Annotated in this window: 18 protein-coding genes; 8 read left to right on the plus strand and 10 right to left on the minus strand. The window is 62.0% G+C overall.

Annotated elements, in window-relative coordinates:
* Positions 1 to 172: 172 nt before the first annotated feature.
* A complete protein-coding gene (pyk, locus tag AC2I9W_RS13565) occupies positions 173 to 1609 on the plus strand; it encodes a pyruvate kinase (protein ID WP_486410469.1) in 1437 nt (478 codons plus the stop codon).
* A 183-nt stretch (positions 1610 to 1792) separates the two neighbouring features.
* Here the strand turns inward: pyk and AC2I9W_RS13570 are convergent, their stop codons facing one another.
* From AC2I9W_RS13570 to AC2I9W_RS13580, 3 genes are read right to left on the minus strand one after another with little or no spacing between them, the layout of a single operon-like run.
* The gene (locus tag AC2I9W_RS13570; RefSeq protein ID WP_486410470.1) at positions 1793 to 2398 is read right to left on the minus strand and encodes a phosphatase PAP2 family protein; all 606 of its coding nucleotides are present in this window, start codon (positions 2396 to 2398) and stop codon (positions 1793 to 1795) included.
* Positions 2399 to 2410: 12 nt separating this feature from the next.
* On the minus strand, positions 2411 to 3163 hold the full coding sequence (locus tag AC2I9W_RS13575; RefSeq protein ID WP_486410471.1) for a phosphatase PAP2 family protein: 753 nt from the start codon (positions 3161 to 3163) through the stop codon (positions 2411 to 2413).
* 47 nt (positions 3164 to 3210) lie between these two features.
* Complete coding sequence (locus AC2I9W_RS13580; protein WP_486410472.1) at positions 3211 to 3801, minus strand: phosphatase PAP2 family protein; 591 nt, start codon at positions 3799 to 3801, stop codon at positions 3211 to 3213.
* Between the two features lie 134 nt (positions 3802 to 3935).
* Here AC2I9W_RS13580 and AC2I9W_RS13585 point away from each other — a divergent pair, with 134 nt between their 5' ends.
* From AC2I9W_RS13585 to fba, 3 genes are all read left to right on the plus strand, one after another.
* On the plus strand, positions 3936 to 4631 hold the full coding sequence (locus tag AC2I9W_RS13585) for a response regulator transcription factor (protein ID WP_158394007.1): 696 nt from the start codon (positions 3936 to 3938) through the stop codon (positions 4629 to 4631).
* Positions 4628 to 5986: a histidine kinase dimerization/phospho-acceptor domain-containing protein gene (locus AC2I9W_RS13590; RefSeq protein WP_486410473.1), complete on the plus strand. Its 1359-nt coding sequence runs from the start codon at positions 4628 to 4630 to the stop codon at positions 5984 to 5986. Before AC2I9W_RS13585 ends, AC2I9W_RS13590 begins: the two co-directional genes overlap by 4 nt.
* A 130-nt stretch (positions 5987 to 6116) precedes the next feature.
* Positions 6117 to 7181 (plus strand): class II fructose-bisphosphate aldolase, encoded by a 1065-nt coding sequence (gene fba, locus AC2I9W_RS13595; protein ID WP_486410474.1) that lies wholly within the window; start codon positions 6117 to 6119, stop codon positions 7179 to 7181.
* A gap of 148 nt (positions 7182 to 7329) precedes the next feature.
* Here the strand turns inward: fba and AC2I9W_RS13600 are convergent, their stop codons facing one another.
* From AC2I9W_RS13600 to AC2I9W_RS13610, 3 genes are read right to left on the minus strand one after another with little or no spacing between them, the layout of a single operon-like run.
* The gene (locus tag AC2I9W_RS13600) at positions 7330 to 8430 is read right to left on the minus strand and encodes a siderophore-interacting protein (RefSeq protein ID WP_486410475.1); all 1101 of its coding nucleotides are present in this window, start codon (positions 8428 to 8430) and stop codon (positions 7330 to 7332) included.
* The gene (locus AC2I9W_RS13605; RefSeq protein ID WP_486410476.1) at positions 8427 to 9692 is read right to left on the minus strand and encodes an MFS transporter; all 1266 of its coding nucleotides are present in this window, start codon (positions 9690 to 9692) and stop codon (positions 8427 to 8429) included. Before AC2I9W_RS13605 ends, AC2I9W_RS13600 begins: the two co-directional genes overlap by 4 nt.
* A 2-nt stretch (positions 9693 to 9694) precedes the next feature.
* Entirely contained in the window at positions 9695 to 11959 is a 2265-nt protein-coding gene (locus AC2I9W_RS13610; protein WP_486410477.1) for a TonB-dependent receptor, read from the minus strand.
* Between the two features lie 93 nt (positions 11960 to 12052).
* Here AC2I9W_RS13610 and AC2I9W_RS13615 point away from each other — a divergent pair, with 93 nt between their 5' ends.
* The 4 genes from AC2I9W_RS13615 to AC2I9W_RS13630 all read left to right on the plus strand — a co-directional run bounded on the left by AC2I9W_RS13615 (position 12053) and on the right by AC2I9W_RS13630 (position 16432).
* Positions 12053 to 12778 (plus strand): Crp/Fnr family transcriptional regulator, encoded by a 726-nt coding sequence (locus AC2I9W_RS13615; protein WP_486410478.1) that lies wholly within the window; start codon positions 12053 to 12055, stop codon positions 12776 to 12778.
* 115 nt (positions 12779 to 12893) lie between these two features.
* Complete coding sequence (locus AC2I9W_RS13620) at positions 12894 to 14570, plus strand: long-chain-fatty-acid--CoA ligase (protein ID WP_486410479.1); 1677 nt, start codon at positions 12894 to 12896, stop codon at positions 14568 to 14570.
* Between the two features lie 206 nt (positions 14571 to 14776).
* On the plus strand, positions 14777 to 15577 hold the full coding sequence (locus AC2I9W_RS13625; protein ID WP_486410480.1) for an aspartate dehydrogenase: 801 nt from the start codon (positions 14777 to 14779) through the stop codon (positions 15575 to 15577).
* Between the two features lie 90 nt (positions 15578 to 15667).
* Positions 15668 to 16432 (plus strand): 5'-methylthioadenosine/adenosylhomocysteine nucleosidase, encoded by a 765-nt coding sequence (locus AC2I9W_RS13630; RefSeq protein ID WP_486410518.1) that lies wholly within the window; start codon positions 15668 to 15670, stop codon positions 16430 to 16432.
* A gap of 127 nt (positions 16433 to 16559) precedes the next feature.
* Here AC2I9W_RS13630 and corA read toward each other — a convergent pair whose 3' ends face one another.
* The 4 genes from corA to tsaB form a co-directional block, all read right to left on the minus strand.
* The gene (gene corA / locus AC2I9W_RS13635) at positions 16560 to 17546 is read right to left on the minus strand and encodes a magnesium/cobalt transporter CorA (RefSeq protein ID WP_486410481.1); all 987 of its coding nucleotides are present in this window, start codon (positions 17544 to 17546) and stop codon (positions 16560 to 16562) included.
* 214 nt (positions 17547 to 17760) lie between these two features.
* Positions 17761 to 18666 carry a uracil-DNA glycosylase family protein gene (locus AC2I9W_RS13640; RefSeq protein ID WP_486410482.1) on the minus strand — a complete coding sequence of 302 codons (906 nt, stop codon included), beginning with the start codon at positions 18664 to 18666 and terminating at the stop codon, positions 17761 to 17763.
* Complete coding sequence (rimI, locus tag AC2I9W_RS13645) at positions 18657 to 19172, minus strand: ribosomal protein S18-alanine N-acetyltransferase (RefSeq protein WP_486410483.1); 516 nt, start codon at positions 19170 to 19172, stop codon at positions 18657 to 18659. The genes AC2I9W_RS13640 and rimI overlap by 10 nt, the downstream gene beginning before the upstream one ends.
* Positions 19169 to 19873 (minus strand): tRNA (adenosine(37)-N6)-threonylcarbamoyltransferase complex dimerization subunit type 1 TsaB, encoded by a 705-nt coding sequence (gene tsaB, locus AC2I9W_RS13650; RefSeq protein WP_486410484.1) that lies wholly within the window; start codon positions 19871 to 19873, stop codon positions 19169 to 19171. The genes rimI and tsaB overlap by 4 nt, the downstream gene beginning before the upstream one ends.
* Positions 19874 to 19998: the final 125 nt, after the last annotated feature.

Here is a 19998-nt window from a genome sequence, read left to right on the forward strand (position 1 = left end):
TATCAGAAAGAAATTGATCTGTTTTATATGAAAACCAAGCGCAGTCAGCTATCGTTTTTGTTTAAAGCTGTAGGTCTTTGGCTTGCCGCAGGCCTCTGGAAGATGCCATCATGTAACCGCATTCGTGCAAGAATTGAAACCCGATTACATTTCATCGCGAGAGAGACATTTCATGCAAGTTCGTCGTGCTACCAAGATCGTCGCCACACTGGGCCCAGCTTCCAGTGACCCGCAGCTGCTTGAGCAAATGGTGCGCGAAGGCGTGAACGTCGTGCGCCTGAACTTCAGCCACGGCAAGGCGCAGGACCATATCGATCGCGCCACCATGGTGCGCGAAGCCGCTCAGCGCGCGGGTCGTGAAGTCGCCATCATGGCCGACCTGCAGGGCCCCAAGATCCGCGTGGGCAAGTTTGCCGAAGGCAAGGTCATGCTGGAGCCCGGCGCGCGCTTTGTGCTCGACGCATCGCGCACCGAGCTGGGCGACATCAACGGCGTGGGCCTCGATTACAAGGAGCTGCCCCGTGATGTGAAGGCGGGCGATGTGCTGCTGCTCAACGACGGCCTGATCGTGCTGACGGTGGAAGCCGTGCGCGGTGAGGAAGTCCACACCGTCGTCAAGCTGGGCGGCGAGCTGTCCAACAACAAGGGCATCAACAAGCAAGGTGGTGGCCTGACGGCTCCCGCACTGACCGCCAAGGACATGGAAGACATCAAGACCGCGATGTCCTTCCAGGCCGACTACGTGGCCGTGAGCTTCCCCAAGAACGCCACCGACATGGAAATGGCGCGCCAGCTGTGCAATGTGGCAGCGGCCCAGTATGGCCACAAGCCCGGCCTGATCGCCAAGATCGAGCGCGCTGAAGCCATACCCCGTTTGGAAGAGATTCTCAAGGTCTCCGACGGCATCATGGTCGCCCGCGGCGACCTGGCCGTGGAAGTGGGCAACGCTGCTGTGCCCGCGCTGCAAAAGAAGATGATCCGCATGGCGCGTGACATGGACAAGGTGGTGATCACCGCGACCCAGATGATGGAGTCCATGATCACCAACCCCGTGCCCACCCGCGCCGAGGTGAGCGATGTGGCCAACGCCGTGCTGGACGGCACCGATGCCGTGATGCTGAGTGCCGAAACCGCTGCCGGCAAATACCCGCTGGAAACCATCAAGGAGATGGCCCAGATCTGCGCTGCGGCAGAGGCTGCCGAAGACCGCGTCAAGGATGCCGACTTCAGCAACAGCCAGTTCAAGCGCACCGATCAGGCGATTGCCATTGGCGCGCTGTTCACGGCCCACCACCTGGGTGCCAAGGCGATTGTGGCGATGACGGATTCGGGCTCCACCGCACTGTGGATGAGCCGCCACCGCATTCACATTCCCATTTACGCACTGACACCGCGCCTGTCTACCCAGCGCAAGATGGCGCTGTACCGCAACGTGCGTCCTCTGCTGATGGACACCAGCGCGGATCGCGACACGGCTCTGGATCAGGCCAAGGGCCACTTGCTGATGCGCGGCATTGTGCAGTCGGGTGATGTGTATGCCATCACCTGCGGCGAGCCCATGGGCCAGCCCGGTGGGACGAACATGCTCAAGATTTGCCGGGTGGAGTAACTGAGGTCACCCCCTGAGGCGCTGCGCGCCTTCCCCCTCTCTCTCTTCGGGAGGGGGACGACACCTTCGCCGCGAGGCGGCTCTTGCTCGGTGTCACTCGCATGGATCGTGCGATTTTTAAGTAAAAAAAGCTGCCAACGCTTATGCATAAAGCACTGGCAGCTTTTATTTTGATAGCAATTTTTAGCTGATCTGTGGTTGCAGGCGTTGCTTAAGACGTTTGTGGCGCTGGGTTTGGCGCACTTGCAAGCTCAGGCGCCAGACCAGGGTCGCACTGGCTGCGCCGACCAGCATGCCGGCTACCACGTCCGAGGGAAAGTGCACACCCAGGACTACGCGACTCAGTGCGACGGCGAGGGCCAGAAGCCATGTGACGCGGAGCAACCAGCGTTTGTGTCTGCCTACCCCCAGTTGGAGTCCCTGTGCCAGCGCAAAAGCACCGGCAGCATGCATGCTGGGAAAGCTGGCGCTGGCACCATGCATGCTGGGAAAGCTGGCGCTGGCACCATGCTGTATCCACTGCCAGCCCATGCCCAGCTGCGCCGGCCGGGGTGAGGGAAAGCCCCAGCGAATCAGGCGGCAAGCGACCCAGGCGACCGCCATGGACAGTAGTGCCAGCTGCAGGCTGCGCCGCCAGCCTGTGCGCATTGTCAGCATGGCAGCCATCAAGGGCAGGGCACACAGGCCCGGCAGCCAGTTGGATGCAAAGCGTGCGGCCTGAATCCACCCAAGCGGACTTTGGGCGTTGGCATTCATGAAGTGAAAAATCGAGACGTCTATTGCCAGCATGCTGAACCCGTCTCAGGACAAAAGGCTGTCGGGGGCGTGGCCTGTGCCTGCAGCCGCCTGGCGCGCTAGGTGCCGGGTTGTGATGAGGTCGCACAGCCAGCATGTGGTCCAGCACAGCCAGGCGGTCCAGAGCGTGTGGCTCATGAAGTGGGCGCCGCGCATCTGCTGCGCCAGACCCAGCGCGAAACCGGCGGTCAAGGCGGCTGCCAGCCACAGGCGTGCCGTACGGGGCAGGTGGTGGCGCAACGCAAAGTAGCCGCTGATAAAGGCAAAGCCTGCCGAGGCGTGTCCGGCGGGAAAGCAGTGGCCGCTGCCGCCATCCGTAATGCCCCAGGCCCAGTGAGAGACGTAGTGGCCTACGCCACCGAAGTCGGCAATGTCCCAGGGGCAGCTGGTGGCGCTGATGCGCTTCATGAGGGCCATCACAATCAGTGAGAGCAAGGCTCCCACCACCAGTTGCACCCGCCGTGCATAAGGCACCTGGCGCAGCAGGCCCAGGGGCCACCAGATCATCAGGCTCAAGCCCATGACGATGGTCCAGGCCAGCTTGCGTGCCCCTTCGTGGGCGATGTGGACCATGAACCAGTCGTTTTGCAGGGCAAAGCCCTGGCTGTTGCCGAACCAGTGCGCCATCGGAATGTCCAGTCCGCTGCTGTCCCAGGCCAGCAGGCAGCTCAGGGCAATCAGGGTCCAGCTCAGCAGGGCCGGTGTAGAGGCTCCGAGACGCAGGGTGGGAGGAAAGAGTGGGGCGGGGGACGACTTCATGCCCGCCACGATAGAAAGCGCTTCTTAACAAGCGCTTAAAGGCATCTTCAGCGTGCAGTGGCCAATGCGCTGCGCAGTCGTTTGATGTGTGGCACAACCCGCAGCTGGCGACGATAGCGCAACTGGAAGGCAAGGCTCCAGACGGTCAGCGCGCCGCCGATGCCGACCAGAGAGCCGGCCAGCACGTCGGAGACAAAGTGCACGCCCAGATGGACGCGGCTCCAGGCGATGCCTGCGGCTGCCGTCCAGCTCAGCCATATCAAGGGCTTGTGGTGGCGCGTTGCCCCCAGGCTGAGCGCCATGGCCAGCGCAAAGGCGCCGCTGGCATGCAGGCTGGGAAAGCCGGCGCGGCCATCATGTTCAATCCATCGCGTGCCCAGATTGAGATGGAATGGCCGCGGAGCCGGAAAGCCCCAGCGTATGAGCCTGACGACTACCCAGGCGATGGCCATGGATAGCAGCAGCATCGCCATGGTGCGGCGAGTTGCAGGCGAGCCGAGCGCCAGGGCGATGAGTACAAGCACTCCACTGAAGTTGGGCAACCAGGCCGAGAGCGCACGTGCCAGCTGGATGCTGAAGGAGGGCGTCAGTGCGTCGGCATTCAGCAGCGCAAAGAGGAAGGGGTCAAACGGGAACATGAGCAAGCTGCGCAGTGTCAGAGGGCAGTATTAAGGCGCCATTCTTGCGAACCAATATCCAATCCGTGTGACAAGCGGTGTCGAAGTGTGTGGAAAGCCGAGCGGATTTCTGAGCGGCCCCGCACAATGCAGGCATGCGAATTCTGGTGGTTGAAGATAACGACGGTATTGCGGCAGGCTTGCGTACCAATCTCATGCAGCGTGGCTATGCCGTGGATGTCTGCGTCAGCGTGGCAGAGGCCTGGCATGCATTGAGTGCCGAGCGCTTTGATGCCGTGCTGCTGGACTTGGGCCTTCCTGATGGTGATGGCAGCGAGATAGTGCGACGGCTGCGTGAGCAGGTGCTCAAGCCGGGCGTGACGCCATTGCCGGATCCGGCCACGCCGGTTCTGATCCTCACAGCGCGTGATCAGGTGCAGGACCGGGTTGCGGGACTGAATCTGGGTGCAGACGATTACCTGGTCAAGCCCTTTGACATGGACGAGCTGGAGGCGCGCTTGCGTGCCATGCTGCGCCGTGCAGCGGGCCAGGCATCTCCGGTGATTCGCCATGGTGAGCTGGAGGTGGATCCGGCGGCGCGCACCATCAAGCGGGCAGGTCAGAAGGTGGAGGTCTCGCCTCGTGAGTTTGCCGTGCTCTGGGCCTTGCTGGTGGCGCGCGGGCGAGTGCTGTCGCGGCAGCAAATTGAAGAGCATCTCTACAGCTGGGGCGATGCCGTGGAGAGCAATGCGGTGGAGGTCTATGTCCATCACCTGCGCAAGAAACTGGGGCCCCAAGTCATTGTGACCATGCGTGGTGTGGGCTACTTCATCCCTCAGGAGCAGGCATGAGTGGCACTGCAGCGCCCGCTTCAAGGCGCAGCTCGCTGCAGCTGACGCTGCTGGCCTGGATGCTGGGGGCACTGATTCTGGTCTGGGGCAGCTTTGTCATCTGGGGCTACCAGACGGGGGTTCATGAAGCCGATGAGCTCACGGACGGGCATCTGGCCAGCGTGGCTGCGCTGACCCTGAACTGGCATGTGCAGGACGACGTTCCGGTGGATCAGACCACACCGGTGCAGCCGCCGCCCGGACTGCATGCCCACGACTACCAGGAGTCACTGAGTGTGGTGCTCTGGAATGCCCAGGGCGTGCTGATCTCTCGTACCGGGCAGGCACCTTTGCCGGACTTCGCAATAGAGCAGGGCTTTGCCACGGTCAAAGGTGCAAGAGGGGAGGCTTGGCGCAGCTTTACCCAGTGGGGCCACGACAAGTCGGCCAAGGTCACCGTGATGGTGAGCCTGGCCGAGCGGGACAGTCTGGCAGGCGATATCGCCATGCAGATGGTTGAGCCGGGCTTCTGGCTGTTGCCTATGATCGTGATTGCCTTGGGCATAGCCATGCGCCGTGGCATGCGGCCGCTCAATCAGCTCACACAGCGCGTGCAGGCACTGGATCTGAGCCGTGATCAGAGACTGTCCGATGCCGCCGTGCCGCGAGAGCTGGCACCCATGGTCAGCTCCATCAACACCTTGCTGGACCGGCAGCAGGAAGCGCTGGTGCGTGAGCGCAACCTGGCCAATGAGGTAGCCCACGAATTGCGTACGCCACTGGCTTCTATTGCCTTGCAGGCGCAAGCACTCAAAACCTCGAGGCACAACGATGCCGCTGCCTTGCAGGCCGCCATGGAGCGCATAGGGCGGGATGCCCTGCATGCAGGGCATGTGCTCGATCAGCTGCTGACTTTGGCCCGCGCCGGACGCGGCATGCTCGATGCGCCTTTGCAGCCGTTGAACTGGGCTGATGTCGTTCGGGCCGTAGCGGCAGACCAGGCCCAGGGAGCCTGGCTGCGCCAGGATGTGATCGCGGTGGAGGCTCCGCAGGATTTACCGGTTCTGGGCAATGCGCTGCTGCTGGAGTCGGCAGTGCGAAACTTGGTGGAAAACGCCATCAGGCACACGCCGACGGGCACGCAGATCGAGGTGCAGGCCGGCGTGGATGAGGCGCAGTCCCGGGTCTGGGTTCAGGTCTGTGATGACGGCAGGCGCGATGCGGCTCCGGCCCACGTTCCTCCTGTGGACAGCTTGCACCTGGGGCATGAAATCGTTGCCCGCATCATGCAGGCCCACGGCGGGCGCTTCGAGGAGATGCAGGCTCCGGCAGGCTTCACCACCTGCTGGCGCATGGAAATACCGCGAGCCGGTTAAAATAGCCGGTTACTAAGCGGTTACGAGAGCGTGACCGCTGGTCTTTCCCCAGGCCACAGCTGTCGTGCCGCGCACTGCAGTCATCCATCGCCGGGGGCGTTGCCTCTCAAAACTTTGAACGGAACCCACCATGCCTTTGATCTCGATGCGCGAAATGCTGGACCATGCTGCTGAAAACGGCTATGGCATTCCCGCCTTCAACGTGAACAACCTGGAACAAGTCCAGGCCGTGATGTCGGCAGCTGACGAAGTCGGCGCGCCCGTGATCCTGCAGGCCAGTGCCGGTGCCCGCAAGTACGCTGGTGAGCCCTTCATCAAGCACCTGATCCAGGCTGCTGCCGAGATGTATCCCCACATCCCCCTGGTCATGCACCAGGACCACGGCACGACGCCCGAAGTCTGCCAGGGCGCACTGAACCTGGGCTTTGGCTCGGTGATGATGGACGGCTCGCTGATGAGCGACGGCAAGACACCTTCGGACTTTGCCTACAACGTGGACGTGACCAAGCAAGTCGTGGCCATGGCCCACCAAATTGGTGCCACCGTGGAAGGCGAACTGGGCTGCCTGGGCAACCTGGAAACCGGTGAGGCTGGCGAAGAAGACGGTATCGGCGCCGAAGGCAAGCTGGACCACAGCCAGATGCTGACCGATCCCGAGGAAGCCGCTCAATTCGTGCAAGCCACGCAGCTGGACGCTTTGGCCATTGCCATTGGCACCAGCCACGGCGCTTACAAATTTAGCCGTCCCCCCACAGGTGACATCCTGGCGATCTCGCGCGTCAAGGAAATCCACGCCCGCATTCCCAACACCCACCTGGTGATGCATGGCTCTTCCTCGGTGCCTCAAGAGCTGCTGGCCATCATCAACCAGTACGGCGGCAAGATGAAGGAAACCTATGGTGTGCCCGTCAAGGAAATCCAGGAAGCCATCAAGTACGGCGTGCGCAAGATCAATATCGACACCGATATCCGTCTGGCCATGACCGGCGCGGTGCGCAAGTTCCTGGCCGAGAACCCCGACAAGTTCGACGCCCGCGAATGGCTCAAGCCTGCCCGTGAAGCCGCCAAGCAAGTGTGCAAGGCCCGCTATCTGGAATTCGGCTGCGAAGGCCAAGGTGCCAAGATCAAGGGTTACACCCTGGAGCAGATGGCCAAGAAGTATGCTTCTGGCGAACTGGCCCAGCTGGTCAAGTAAGACTTCTTTTTTGATAGCTGAAGGCCCTCTTCTGTAAAAGGATGGAGGCTTAAAAGAGCTAAAAAGCCCGCAGGTCTTGCACTGCGGGCTTTTTGCATGTGTCCGCTGTCGGCCAGCAGAAGACGGGCAGAAGCCGTGACGCCTGCGCCTAGCGCCAGTAGCTGCTGATCTGGCAGCGCATCTGCGGCTGATGCTCCTGCATCCAGCGGCGCAAGGCCTTGGCCTGCGCGTCTCCGCAAGCGGCCCAGAGCAGCTCGGGCTGGGGGGCGCTCCAGTCCAGCTGGCTCAGGGCGCACAGCAGCGCTTCGCTGGTCGCGTCCGTGCTGATCGTTTCTGTCGCCAGCCAGCGCAGCGTATGTCGCGCAGGTAGGGACAGGGCGCGAATTTCGTGGGCGCTCTCCACCATGGCCAGCACCTGGGCCTGGGCGTCTGCGGGCATGGCCTGCAACTGCCGTTCCAGTGCGGGCAGGCCGCAGTTGTCGGCAATCAGGACCAAGGATCGGGCCGCCAGCAACCGCCCACCTGCAGGGGTGATGACGGTCAGCTCCGAGCCCGGCTGCGCATGCTCGGCCCAGAAGGCGCCCGGTGCGCTGGCATGGGTTGTGGGCTGGCCATGGCGCAGCATGTCGATTTCCAGCCAGGCGTGGTCTGCATCGCTGTTCACGATGGTGTAGATGCGCTGCGGAAGGGGCAGAGTTGTGGCGTCGGGATAGTGCAGCCGTCCATCGCTGCCCATATGGGGCCAGATGACCGTGCTGTCTTGCGGCCGGGGCAGCACAAGGCGTACATGCAGGCCCTCCTGCAGCAGCGTTTGCAGATTTTCCGCCTGAAGCCGGAAGCGACGCATGCGCGGCGTGATGTCCGAGATGCACACAACGCGCAGGCGCATCAGGCCGGGTTGTGCACTCGTGTCTGCTGCGCTGTCGCCGTCCCACTTGATCTGCAATGCCTGGACATCGAGTTTTTGCTGGGTCAGAAACTCCTGGGCATGCTCGATCAGCGACATCTTCACCAGAGCCAGCATGGGCGCATCCACCGGCCATATCTGGCAGTCCAGTGTTTCGTCGGTCGATGCCAGCAACTCCAGCGTGCCCACGCTGTCCATCTGCAGGCGCTGGCTGCCTGCACGGCTGCCGGGTTCTGTCTGTACGCCCTCTTGCTGCAGATGCTCTACCAGCCAGCGCATATAGCCCGTTGCGTCAGGCATCTGCAGTCTGGCCTGTGCGAACAAGGAAGGTTCAATGCTCATGTCAAAGCTCTCGCCAAGGAGTGTCGATACTGCCTGAGCAGCATGCTGGCGGCCAGCCATGACAGCAGCGCCAGCGCCGTGGCAACGCCAAACATGGCGGCGAAGCCCAGTTGTTTGGCGATATAGCCGCCTGCCATGGCGCTGATCATGTAGCTCAGCAGTTCTGCGCAGACCAGCACGCTGAAGTCGGTGCCCGGCTGTTCGGGAGATGCCGCCTCCATGAACAAGGCATACAGTCCCACCATTTCCATGTAACGCAGCATGCTCAGCGACATGGCCAGAAAGCCCAGCATGGGTGTCTGGCCCAGACCACCCAGAGAGGCCATGATGCCTAGCGCATGAATGCTGAACACAAGATAGCAGGCAACCCTGAGCCCGCTTAGGTTGAGAAGCACTTTGTCAGGGCTGCTGCGCATCAACCAGCGTGCGGCCACTACGCTGCCCATCAGGCCGGCAATGGTGGCGGAGCTGCCCAGCAGGCCGCCCGCTTCAGACAGCTTCAGGCCGTTGTGCATGAGATAGCTGCTCTCCATGGTGCGCACCATGCCTTCGCTAGCGCGGTACACGAGCGCCAGCCCCAGAATGCTCCAGGCACCGGGGCGCTGAAAGAATCGGCGCAGCGAGGCGCGTTTGTGCAACGGCTGGGTGCTGTCAGGGCGTTCACGCATCCACGGCAGTACGGCCAAAGGCAGCAGTGACAGGGTACTCATCGCAAGCAGCGTGGCTGTCCAGCCCCAGTGCTCGAAAAGCCACATGGACAGCGTTCCGCCCACCAGGACACCTACGGCGACCGAGCCAGCCTGAATGCCATTGCCCATGGGACGATCCGCAGGGCTGAGCAGGCGTGTGGCATAGCCATCGGTGGCAATGTCCTGTGTGGCAATGGAGAGCGCTATGAGCAGGCCGGCCAGCACCACGGCGGTGATCTGGCTGGGGTCGCTGAAAGCCAGTGCGGCAATGCCCGCGCAGGTGCACAGCTGGGTCATCAGGATCCAGCCCCGGCGGTGGCCCAAGCGGCCAAAGCGTGTGCGGTCCACCAGCGGCGCCCAGGCAAACTTGAGAATGAGCGGCAGCATCAGCATCGACAACAGTCCCACCTTGTCCAGCCCCAGGCCCAGCGCTCGCAGTGCCGCAGGCACCGCCATGATGAGCAGATAGGAGGGAATGCTTTGTGCCAGATACAGCGCCCCCACCAGCACCCAGCGCTGGCGGTCGGTGACAGCGGCCTTGGCAGCGGTGGCGCTCATCGCAGAATCGGCCATGCTCAATAGTCCACGCGGTATGTCGCGCTGAGCGTACGTCCCCGGCCATAGAAGGCAAAGGTGTCACGCGAGACGGGCGGCACGGCATACAGCGCCATCGCACGCTGGGACCAAGTGCTCAGGTATTGTTTGTCCAGCAGGTTCTGTACTCCCAGCTGCAGCTGGCCTACGGGCAGTTTCACGGTGCTCATGAGGTCCACGGTGGTGTAGCCCTTCATGCGCTGACCGGTGGAGTCCTTCAGAGACACCATGTGGGTGGCCTGCAGGCGGGTATTCCAGTTTTGATGGCGCCAGGTGGCATGTGCCGTCAGCTTGGAGGGGCTGGCCGTCATGATGCTTTGGCGCTGCCACTCGTTGTTGTTCTTGTTTTCAGAGCGCATCCACAGCCAGCTGCCGCCCAGGGTCCAGGCGCTGTTGACTTGGTAGTCGAGCATGCCCTCCCAGCCGAAGTTGCGGCGCTTGTCGTCCACCACGTTAATGACCAGGGTGCCGGGCGACAGCGTCATGTTTTTGTCCGACCAGGCGTAGAACAGCGCGCTTTGTGCCTTTAGCGGGCCCATGCTGCCACGCCAGCCCAGCTCCACTTGGCGGGTCTTGATGCCTTGCAGCGGAGAGCTGGCAGGCGTGACGCCGCGCACCAGTTGCCAGTGGGTGCCGTTGAGCACATATTGACCCTGGCCGTAGTACTTGGCCGGGTCTGGCAATTCGAAACCTTCGGAGTAACTCACCCAGGTGTCATGGCCTGGGGTCGGCTTGAAGTTCAAGCCCAGATTGAACAGGCTGACGTTGTAGCTGTTGCCGCCGCCGGGCACGACATCGGCCGTCTTGCCTTGGCCGTACAGCGGCATGACCTGCTGGGTGGCCGCCACAAAATCATCCACCCCCAGGCGCATGCGCTGGTGGCGCAGGCCTGCATTGAGGCTGGTGCGCGGGCTGAGCTTCCACTCACCTTGTGCAAACAGGGCGGTGCTGCGCACGCGGTAGTCGGGGTAGCGGCCGGTTTCGGCCATGGTCTTGTTGATCATGCCGCCTGAAGACAGGCTCAGTTTGCGGTCGAAGATGGTCTGGCTGGAGTCGAAGTTCTCCTCATCCCAATCCAGTCCGTAGCGGATATTGAGGTCGCCAAGCTGCTTGGACAGGGCTGCCTTGAAGCCAAAGGCCTCGGTGTTCTGGTGCGTGGTCGAGATGTAGGAGCCGGGGTAAGGGGCGAAGTCCAGGTTTTCCTTGCGATAGAAGGTCTGCAGGTACAGATCCTGGCCGCCCAGCACATTGCCCGCGCTGTAATCGGCGTTGAGCATGAAGCGCTCGGTCATGGGCATCACATCGCTCTGAAAGTCGCTGCGCTGCTCCAGCAGTTCGGGGCGGCCAAAAATCCCAGCCAGGCCTGGGCCTGCGTAGAGATAGCTGCCGCCATCAAACTTGTTGCGGTAATACTGGCCGCTCAGGTTCAGGTGCTGCTGTCCACCGAGCTTGACTTGCAGGTTGCCCAGCAGATCCACGCTGCGCGTGTTCTGCAGATCGGTTTGCGTGATATCGGTTCGCACCTTTTGTCCCTTGGCGTCGTAGAAGTCGCCGGCATCCTGAACCGCAATCCCCAGGCGGCCTTGTACGGTCTCGTTGCCGCCGGAGATGGACTGGGCCAGTCGCCACTGGTGATCGCCACTGCCCTGAAAGCCGCTGGTCAGGCCGACTTCGCTGCTGTAGCGGGTTGGAGCGTCCCCTGCCTTTTTGGTGATGATGTTGACGATGCCGCCCGTGGCGCCTCCGCCGTACAGGGCGCTGGCGCCGGAGAGCACCTCGATGCGCTCGATATGGAAGGCATCGATGGCGTCCAGCTGCCTGGCAGTGGCGCGTGCCGAGTTCAGAGAGACACCATCGATCATCACCAGCATGGGGCGACCGCGCAGGTTCTGGCCAAAGGCGCTACGCCCCTGGTTGCCCAGGTCAATGCCGGCTACCAGATGGCCGAGCGCCTCCTTGAGATTGAGGCCACCCTGAATCTGCGTCTGTAACGTGGCGCTGTCGATGATTTGCACCGTGGCCGTCAGTTCGCTGCGGCTCTGGGCCAGCCGGGAACCGGTAATCGTCTGGGTTGCCAGCTCTGCTTCTGCTTGCGCTTCTGAATTGCTAGCGTTGTGCGCAGCCTCTGTCTCGGCTTGGGCTTGAAAATGCACTAAAAGCAGGGCCGCCAAGCTGATGGGCAACAGATGCGGATGAGAAGGGCGTTGCTGGAGTGCAGCGCTCAGAAGCGAAAGGGAAAAGGGCATGGCGCGGCCCGCCTGGGGCGGTCAGGAATGTGCTACAACCCCCTAATCTATTCAAATGCAAATGAGAATTCTTTTCTTTTGAGAACAATTGGTATGTCTGCAACAAATCACTACTCAAAAGAGCAGGTGCTGGAGCGGTGGCGCGAATGCATCTGGGCGGATCATGTGCCGCACGCGTTCATGCACAGTCAGGTGCTGCCTGCGCTGCAACTGCGCCATCTGCAGGCGGGGCAGTCGATATGGCGTACGGGCGATGCCGCCCAGCACTGGACCGGCGTGCTGGGCGGTGCCGCCAAACTGTGCGTGCACCTGGAGGATGGGCGGGCGGTTACGCTGTGCAGCGTGGCGGGAAGCTGGATCGGGGAGGCTGAGCTGCTGCGGGGCGTGCCCTACGCCTGTGACGCAGTGGCCTTGCACGATTTGACGGTGGTGCAACTGCCGAGCCTGGTGTTTGATGCGCTGACCGTGCAGGCTCCCGGCTTTCAGGCTTTTTTGCTGCAGTTGCTGGCAGAGCGCAACCTGCAGCTCATGACCTTGATCAGTGCGCAGCAGCACAGCGGAACGGTCGCGCGGGTGGCTCGCTGCCTCGGAGCGCTGATCACGCCGCTGAATTTCCCCTCGGCGCGTGGCCGCTGGCTCAATGTGCCGCAAAGCGAACTGGCCGACTATTGCAATGTCTCGCGCTCGCGCCTGAGTGAGGCGCTGAGCCATCTGCACCGAGCGGGCCTGATCGAGGTGGGCTACCGCAGTGTGCAATTGCTGGATCTGGAAGGGTTGCGCAGCTTCAACGGGTTGCCGGAAATGCCCGCTGTGGCTTAGCGATTCGTCACGCAGCTTGCAAAAGCGCGAGACGATCTTAGGGTTAGCACAGTATCGAACGACCGTGCTTTTTATCAGAATGTTCGATCAGACGATATGACATGGAGACTGCACAATGAGCAACCGTCCCTGGCTGAGCGCCTATCCACAGGGGGTTCCTGCTGATATCGATACAAGCCAGTATTCCTCGCTGGTGGCCTTGATGGAGGAGGCCTTTTCCAAGCATGCGGGCAAGGTGGCGTATTCGTTCATGGGCAAGGAGCTGAGCTTTGCCGAGGTCGATGCACAAAGCCGGGCATTTGCGGCCTATCTGCAAGGTCTGGGCCTGCAGCGCGGCGATCGTGTGGCCTTGATGATGCCCAATATCCCGCAGTACCCGGTGGCCGTGGCGGCGGTGCTGCGCGCCGGTTATGTGGTGGTCAACGTCAACCCGCTCTATACTGCACGTGAGCTGGAGCACCAGCTCAAGGATTCGGGTGCCAAGGCCATCGTCATCATCGAGAACTTTGCCAAAACACTGCAGGACGGCATTCACGGCAGTGCCGTTCAGCACATTGTTCTATGCGCCATGGGCGACGAGCTGGGCTTTTTGAAAGGCATGCTGGTCAACTATGTGGTGCGCTCCGTCAAGAAGATGGTGCCTGTCTTCAGCCTGCCGGGTGCAGTGCGCTTCAACGATGCGCTGGCCAAGGGGCGTGGTGCCCGCTTTAATGCACCGCAACTCAAGCCTGACGACATGGCCTTGCTGCAGTACACCGGCGGTACTACGGGCGTGAGCAAGGGCGCAGTGCTGCTGCACAAGAACATCATCGCCAACGTGCTGCAGTCCGAAGCCTGGAATGAGCCTGCCATGAAAAAGGTGCCGGCGGGCGAGCAGCCCACCAGCATCTGCGCGTTGCCGCTCTATCACATCTTCGCTTTTACGGTGAACATGATGCTGAGCATGCGCACGGGCGGCAAGACCGTGCTCATCCCGAATCCGCGCGACCTCAAGGCCACGCTCAAGGAACTGTCCAAGCATCGCTTTCACAGTTTGCCCGCAGTGAATACGCTGTTCAATGGGCTGGCCAATCACCCGGATTTCAACACCGTGGACTGGAGCCACCTCAAGGTCTCGGTAGGCGGCGGCATGGCCGTGCAAAGCGCCGTGGCCGAGCTGTGGCTCAAGAAGACTGGCTGCCCGATTTGTGAGGGTTATGGCCTGTCCGAAACCAGCCCCTCTGTCACCTGCAATCCGGTGACGAACACAGAGTTCACCGGCACGATCGGCGTGCCCTTGCCCAGCACCTATGTGAAGCTGGTCGACAGCGATGGTCGGGAAGTGACAGAGCTGGGCCAGCCCGGAGAAGTCGCCGTGCTGGGCCCGCAGGTGATGGCTGGCTACTGGCAGCGTCCCGATGAGACGGCCAAGGCCATGACGGCCGATGGCTACTTCCTCACCGGTGACATCGGAACCATGGACGAGCGTGGCTTCGTGAAGATCGTCGATCGCAAGAAGGACATGGTCATCGTCAGTGGCTTCAATGTCTATCCCAATGAGGTAGAGGACGTGGTCTCCAACTGCCCAGGCGTGCTGGAGTGCGCCGTGGTGGGCGTGCCCGATGAGAAGACGGGCGAGGCCATCAAGCTCATCGTCGTGAAAAAGGATGCGGGGTTGACCGAGCAGACCTTGCGCGAGTACTGCCAGGCCAATCTGACGGGATACAAGCGCCCGCGCTACATCGTCTTCCGCGACGAACTGCCCAAGACGCCTGTAGGCAAAATTTTGCGTCGCGAGCTGCGCGATGCCTGAGCCCTAGGGCTGGAAGCATCTCTTCCCCTTCAACCCAAGGCAGCCATTTCAGCTGTCTTTTTTTGTGTCAAAACGGCAGTTATTCGTTTCCTGTATTGCGCTGTCAGCTCTCAATTCAGGAGTCGTTTGCGAGGCAGAAAACGGCGGCATCATTGCTGCGTGCGCAGCCTGCCTTGGCAGACAGTGGCGCAGTCAAAAAAGGGAAGATGATGAAGATTGCTTTGTTGGGGCTGGGGGCGATTGGCCGCAGTGCATTGGAGTTGTTGCAGACTGAAAAGCGCGTGCAACTGGGCTGGGTGGTGGTGTCGAATATCAGCCCGCAGCGGCAAGCGTTGCTCCAGCAACTGGCCCCTCAGGCGAAGTTGCTGACCGAGCTGCCCGCCGATGCGCAGCCAGATCTGCTGGTGGAATGCGCAGGCCACGCTGCGCTGGAGCAGCATGTGCTGCCGGCACTGGAGCGCGGCATTTCTGCACTGGTGGTGTCGGTCGGAGCCTTGAGTGAGCCGGGCATGGCGCAGCGGCTGGAAGCCGCCGCTGATGCAGGCGGTGCGCAGTTGCAGTTGTTGTCAGGGGCCATGGGCGGGATTGATGCATTGGCTGCGGCCCGCCTGGGTGGGCTGGATGCTGTGACCTATACCGGGCGCAAGCCGCCTCAGGCCTGGCTGGGTACGCCCGCGCAGCAATTGTGTGATCTGACCTCGCTGAGCGAGGCCTTTTGCCTTTTTGAGGGTTCGGCCCGCGAGGCTGCGCGGCTGTATCCCAAGAATGCCAATGTGGCGGCCACGTTGTCGCTGGCGGGCCTGGGTCTGGATCAGACACGCGTTCGGCTGTTGGCCGATCCGGCGGTGACGCAGAACGTGCACCAGCTTGAAGCCCATGGAGCCTTTGGCTCGCTGGAGCTGACGTTGCGCGGCAAGCCGCTGGCGGCCAATCCCAAGACGTCTGCGCTGACGGTGTACAGCGTGGTGCGTGCCGTTTTGAACCGGGTGGCAGTGCTGAGCATTTGAGTACTTCAGGGTCTGACGGGAGTACATGGGGCACAATTGAGACAGGCGGCTTGCGGGCCGCTTTTGTTTTGTCTGACTGAAGTTCCCATGATGCCGATTGCCATTCTCAGTGCCCTTGCCGACGAGCAGGACGGGCTGGTTCACTTGCTACAAGATGCGCAGCAGATTACCCATGCTGGCCGTACCTTCTGGCGTGGAAAGCTGCATGACTCCGAAGTGATTTGCGTGCTTTCCGGTATCGGCAAGGTAGCGGCTGCCACCACTGCAGTGGCGCTGATAGAGCGCTTTGGTGTGCAGGCCATGGTTTTCACCGGCGTGGCAGGCGGTTTGGGGAGTGATGTGCAGGTGGGCGATGTGGTGGTGGCGCACGACTATGTGCAGCACGACATGGATGCATCACCGATTTTCCCGCGCTACGAAGTGCCCGGCTATGGCCGCCAGCGCTTTGCCTGCGATGCTGCGCTGACCGCCACGCTGGCGCAGGCTGTACAGCATTGTGTGGACCACCATGCTGCTGCCTGGGCGGCAACGCTGGAGCTGCCTGCACCGCGCATGCACCAGGGATTGATCGTCAGCGGCGATCGCTTTGTCTCTGGCGCAGAAGAATCTGGCGACTTGCGCCAAGGTCTGGAGCAGGCCGGCCTGCAGCCCTTGGCCGTAGAGATGGAAGGCGCAGCCATTGCCCAGGTCTGCGCGGACTACGGCCTGCCCTTTGCTGCCATGCGCAGCATCTCAGACCGTGCCGACGACTCGGCCCATGTGGACTTCCCGAAGTTTGTGCAAAGCATCGCCAGCCGCTACGCACAGGTTGTCATCGAAGACCTGTGCAAACGCCTGGCTACACAAGAAAAGTAACGTAGTGCGGCGTTAAAAACTGGCGCGGCCTAAGTGAGAGACAGCAAGCAAGGGCCGCCCCGCAGCGAAGCTGTCGTCCCCCTCCCGAAGGAGAGGGGGAAGCGGCAAAGCCGCTCAGGGGGTGTTTCTATTTAAGCCACCCGCGCTTGCGGAAGTACAGCATGGGCCCCACCGCACTGGCCACCATCAGGGCCAGCACATAGGGGTAGCCGTATTCCCAGTTCAGCTCGGGCATGAACTGGAAGTTCATGCCGTAGACGCTGGCGATCAACGTGGGCGGCAGCAGGGCCACGCTGGCCACGGAGAAGATCTTGATGATCTTGTTCTGGTTGATGTTGATGAAGCCGACGGTGGCATCCATCAAGAAGTTGATCTTGTCGAACAAAAACGCGGTGTGGCTGTCCAGCGACTCGATGTCACGCAGAATCTGGCGCGACTCCTCGAACTGCTCGGCGTTGAGCATCTTGCTGCGCATCATGAAGCTGACGGCGCGGCGCGTATCCATGACGTTGCGGCGGATGCGACCGTTCAAGTCTTCCTGGCGGGCAATGGCGCCCAGCACTTCCTTGGCCACATCGTCGGTGACATCGCCCGACAGCACCATCTTGCTGGCTTTTTCCAGATCGTCGTAGATGCGCTCCAGCGTGTCGGCCGAGTATTCGGCATCGGCGTCGAACAACTTGAGCAGCACGTCCTTGGCTTCATCGATCAGGCCGGGCGCACGGCGGGCGCGCATGCGCAGCAGGCGGAAGACGGGTACATCTTCATCGTGGATGGAGAACAGAACGCCGCAGCTGCGCAGGTCCTGGTTGTGCTGGTTGAGGATAAAAGCCACACGCACCGAGCGTGGGTCTTCCACATCGTCGATCAAGAAGTCGCTGCGAATATGCAGCTCGCCATTGTCTTCTTCGTAGAAACGGGCCGACTCCTCGATGTCGTCATCCATCGCATCTTCGGGAATGGAGAGTTCGTAATGCTGCTTGATCCAGCGCTTTTCTTCGACCGTGGGCGACTCCAGGTCGACCCAGACGGGGCGAAAGCGTGCGAGGTCTTCCAGAGACTCGATTTCTTCTTGAACGAGGCGGCCATTGGCCAGCGTAAAGATGTTGAGCATCAGCTCACTCCCGGTTGTTCTTGAGGTTTTGCAGGGATGAAGGCGCTTTCAACCCCCATCCATGTAAACCGGGAGCTGAAAGCTACCAACTGGGATAGTTGTCCACAGATGTCTTTCAGTGAATAGAAGTCGGTGATTATGCTACGTTGCACATGCAGCATGTGGCACTCAACGCACATGGGGGAGTGGGTAAGCAGGGCATGTCGCCCGGCTGTCACCGAGTCTTTGTAAAGGCATCGGCCTGCACCAGGTCGGCCCAGGCTCCCGCCTTGGCCTGCGGCGCACGCAGCAGGTAGTTGGGGTCATAGGTCACCACGGTAGGCACTCCGGCAATGCGGTGCGGCTCGGCCCTCAGGCGGCCCAGCGCATCATGGCGTCCCAGTACGGCGCGGGCGCTGGCCAGGCCCAGCACCAGCACGCAGTCGGGGCGCAGCTCGCGCAGCAGGGCTTCCAGCGCAGGCTGCAGCGGCTGGGCGTGGCTCAGGTCGGCATCGGGCGGTGCGCGGTGCAGTGCAGCGCTGAACACACGGGGCTTTTCTTGCAGGTTCAAGGCCCGCAGCATGTTGTCCAGCAGTTTGGCGGCATCGCCTTGCAGGGCTGTCTGGGCGCTGTCTGCGCTGGGCTTTTGCGAGGGGCTGAGCAGGGCCGGGTTGGCAGGCGGCTCCATCAAGAGCAGCCAGCCGCCTTGAGCGCCCGCTTGCACATGCTGGGGCGCGTGGGGGTAGACCAGCTGCGCCGGGCTGATGGTCCAGCCAAGACCGGGTTCTCCGGAGGGGCCGGCTGCGGGCTGCTGTACAAAAGGTCGAGTCTCGCTGCTGTGGTGCGCCACTCTGGAGGTTATTTGTGCAGGCGCTGCCGGAGCCGGTTTGGCGGAGGGAGCTGGAGCGATCTGCACCGTCGGTGGCTCAGCTGATGTGCTGGAGGGCTGCACAGGAGCTGCAGCGGGTGCGACAGGAGTGACGCGCAACACAGGGGCAGGCTCGGCAGCACGCAACTCGGTAGCGGCCGGCGCTGCATCGTGCTGCGGCTGGGCCAGGGCTTCGACAGGCTCGGGCAGCCAGACCGTAATGCCCATGGCTTCCAGCATGGCCCGCTGGCGGGCGTCCAGGTTCAGGGCCATAGTTTCAGATTCATGAGCACGGCGTTTTCACGCGGGCCGTTGGGGTTGGGATAGTAGTTCTTGCGCAGGCCGACTTCGGTAAAGCCGTGCTTGACATAGACTTCGCGGGCACGGGCATTGCTCTCGCGCACTTCCAGCCAGATCCACTGGGCATCTTTGCCGCGCGCCCACAAAGACAGGGCATCGAGCAGCACGCGTGCCCAGCCCTGACGCTGGTGCGCAGGGTTGACGGTGATGTTGAGCAGATGCACCTCGTCGAGCACCTGCATGGCGACAAAGTAGCCCAGCAACTGGTGCTGAGCATTGACCAGCAGCTGTATCTCGTAGCCGGCGACCATGGCGTCCTGAAAGTTGCCGCGCGTCCAGGGGTGGGCATAGGCTTGCTCTTCAATCGGGAGCAAGATGTCCAGCCACAGTGCGGACAAGGGCTCAAAATGCACCATGGATGCAGCGTCTTCAGAAAGACTGCTGCAAAGGGCTGAGGTGGCGCTGCTGGATGGGGTCATTGAGAGGCTTGTGCAGAGTTCTCGGCGGCCGCTTTTTCGGCTTCGCGCTCGGCCGTGGTTTTGGCCACTTTATCGCGGATATAGCGCGGCAGCGCCTCTTCGGCAGGCACGGCGCAGCCTTTTGCCAACAGCGCCGGGGCCAGTCGCAGCATGGCCGTCGCCGTGGGCATGGCGTGCACATGGCGTGCGGCAGGTGCCAGCTGCTCGGGGTAGATGGCTTGGGCGTTGCCGGCCACGGTCAGGTCGGCGGCCACCTGCAGTGCCTCGGGGGCGCACAGGCCAAAATCCTCGGGCTCTTGCCACTGGCCGTCCACATAGCGAAACGGCGCGTGATAGACCTCGTGCATGCGTGCGTCCAGCACGGCTTCTACCTCGGTGCAGCCATGCAGATGGCGGGCTTCTTCCGCCACGGTGAGCAGGGAATCTACAGGCAGCACGGGAACCTTGGCCGCAAAGGCCAGGCCTTGCGTGATGGCGCAAGCCGTGCGCAGACCGGTGAAGGAACCAGGGCCGCGGCCAAAGGCGATGGCGTTGAGCTGGGGAAAGCTCAGCCCTGCTTCCTGCATCAACCGGCGGATGGCCGGCAGCAGCTGCGCCGACGACTGTTGCGCCCCCGGCCCGCTGTGCTGCCAGATGGCATCGCCACGCTGGACGGCTACAAACAAGGTATCGGTACTGGTGTCGATGGCGAGAAGATTCATGGTGGGCGGGCGTCAGCCGCAGGTGGGCTGGAGCGCAATACAGACGGCTCTGAGCTGCCACAGGCGGCAGCAAAGCTGCATATTATCCGGCGCTGGCCGTCAGCCTGCCGCTGGCGCAGTCAATG

The organism is Comamonas sp. FUJ_7, assembly GCF_057369555.1.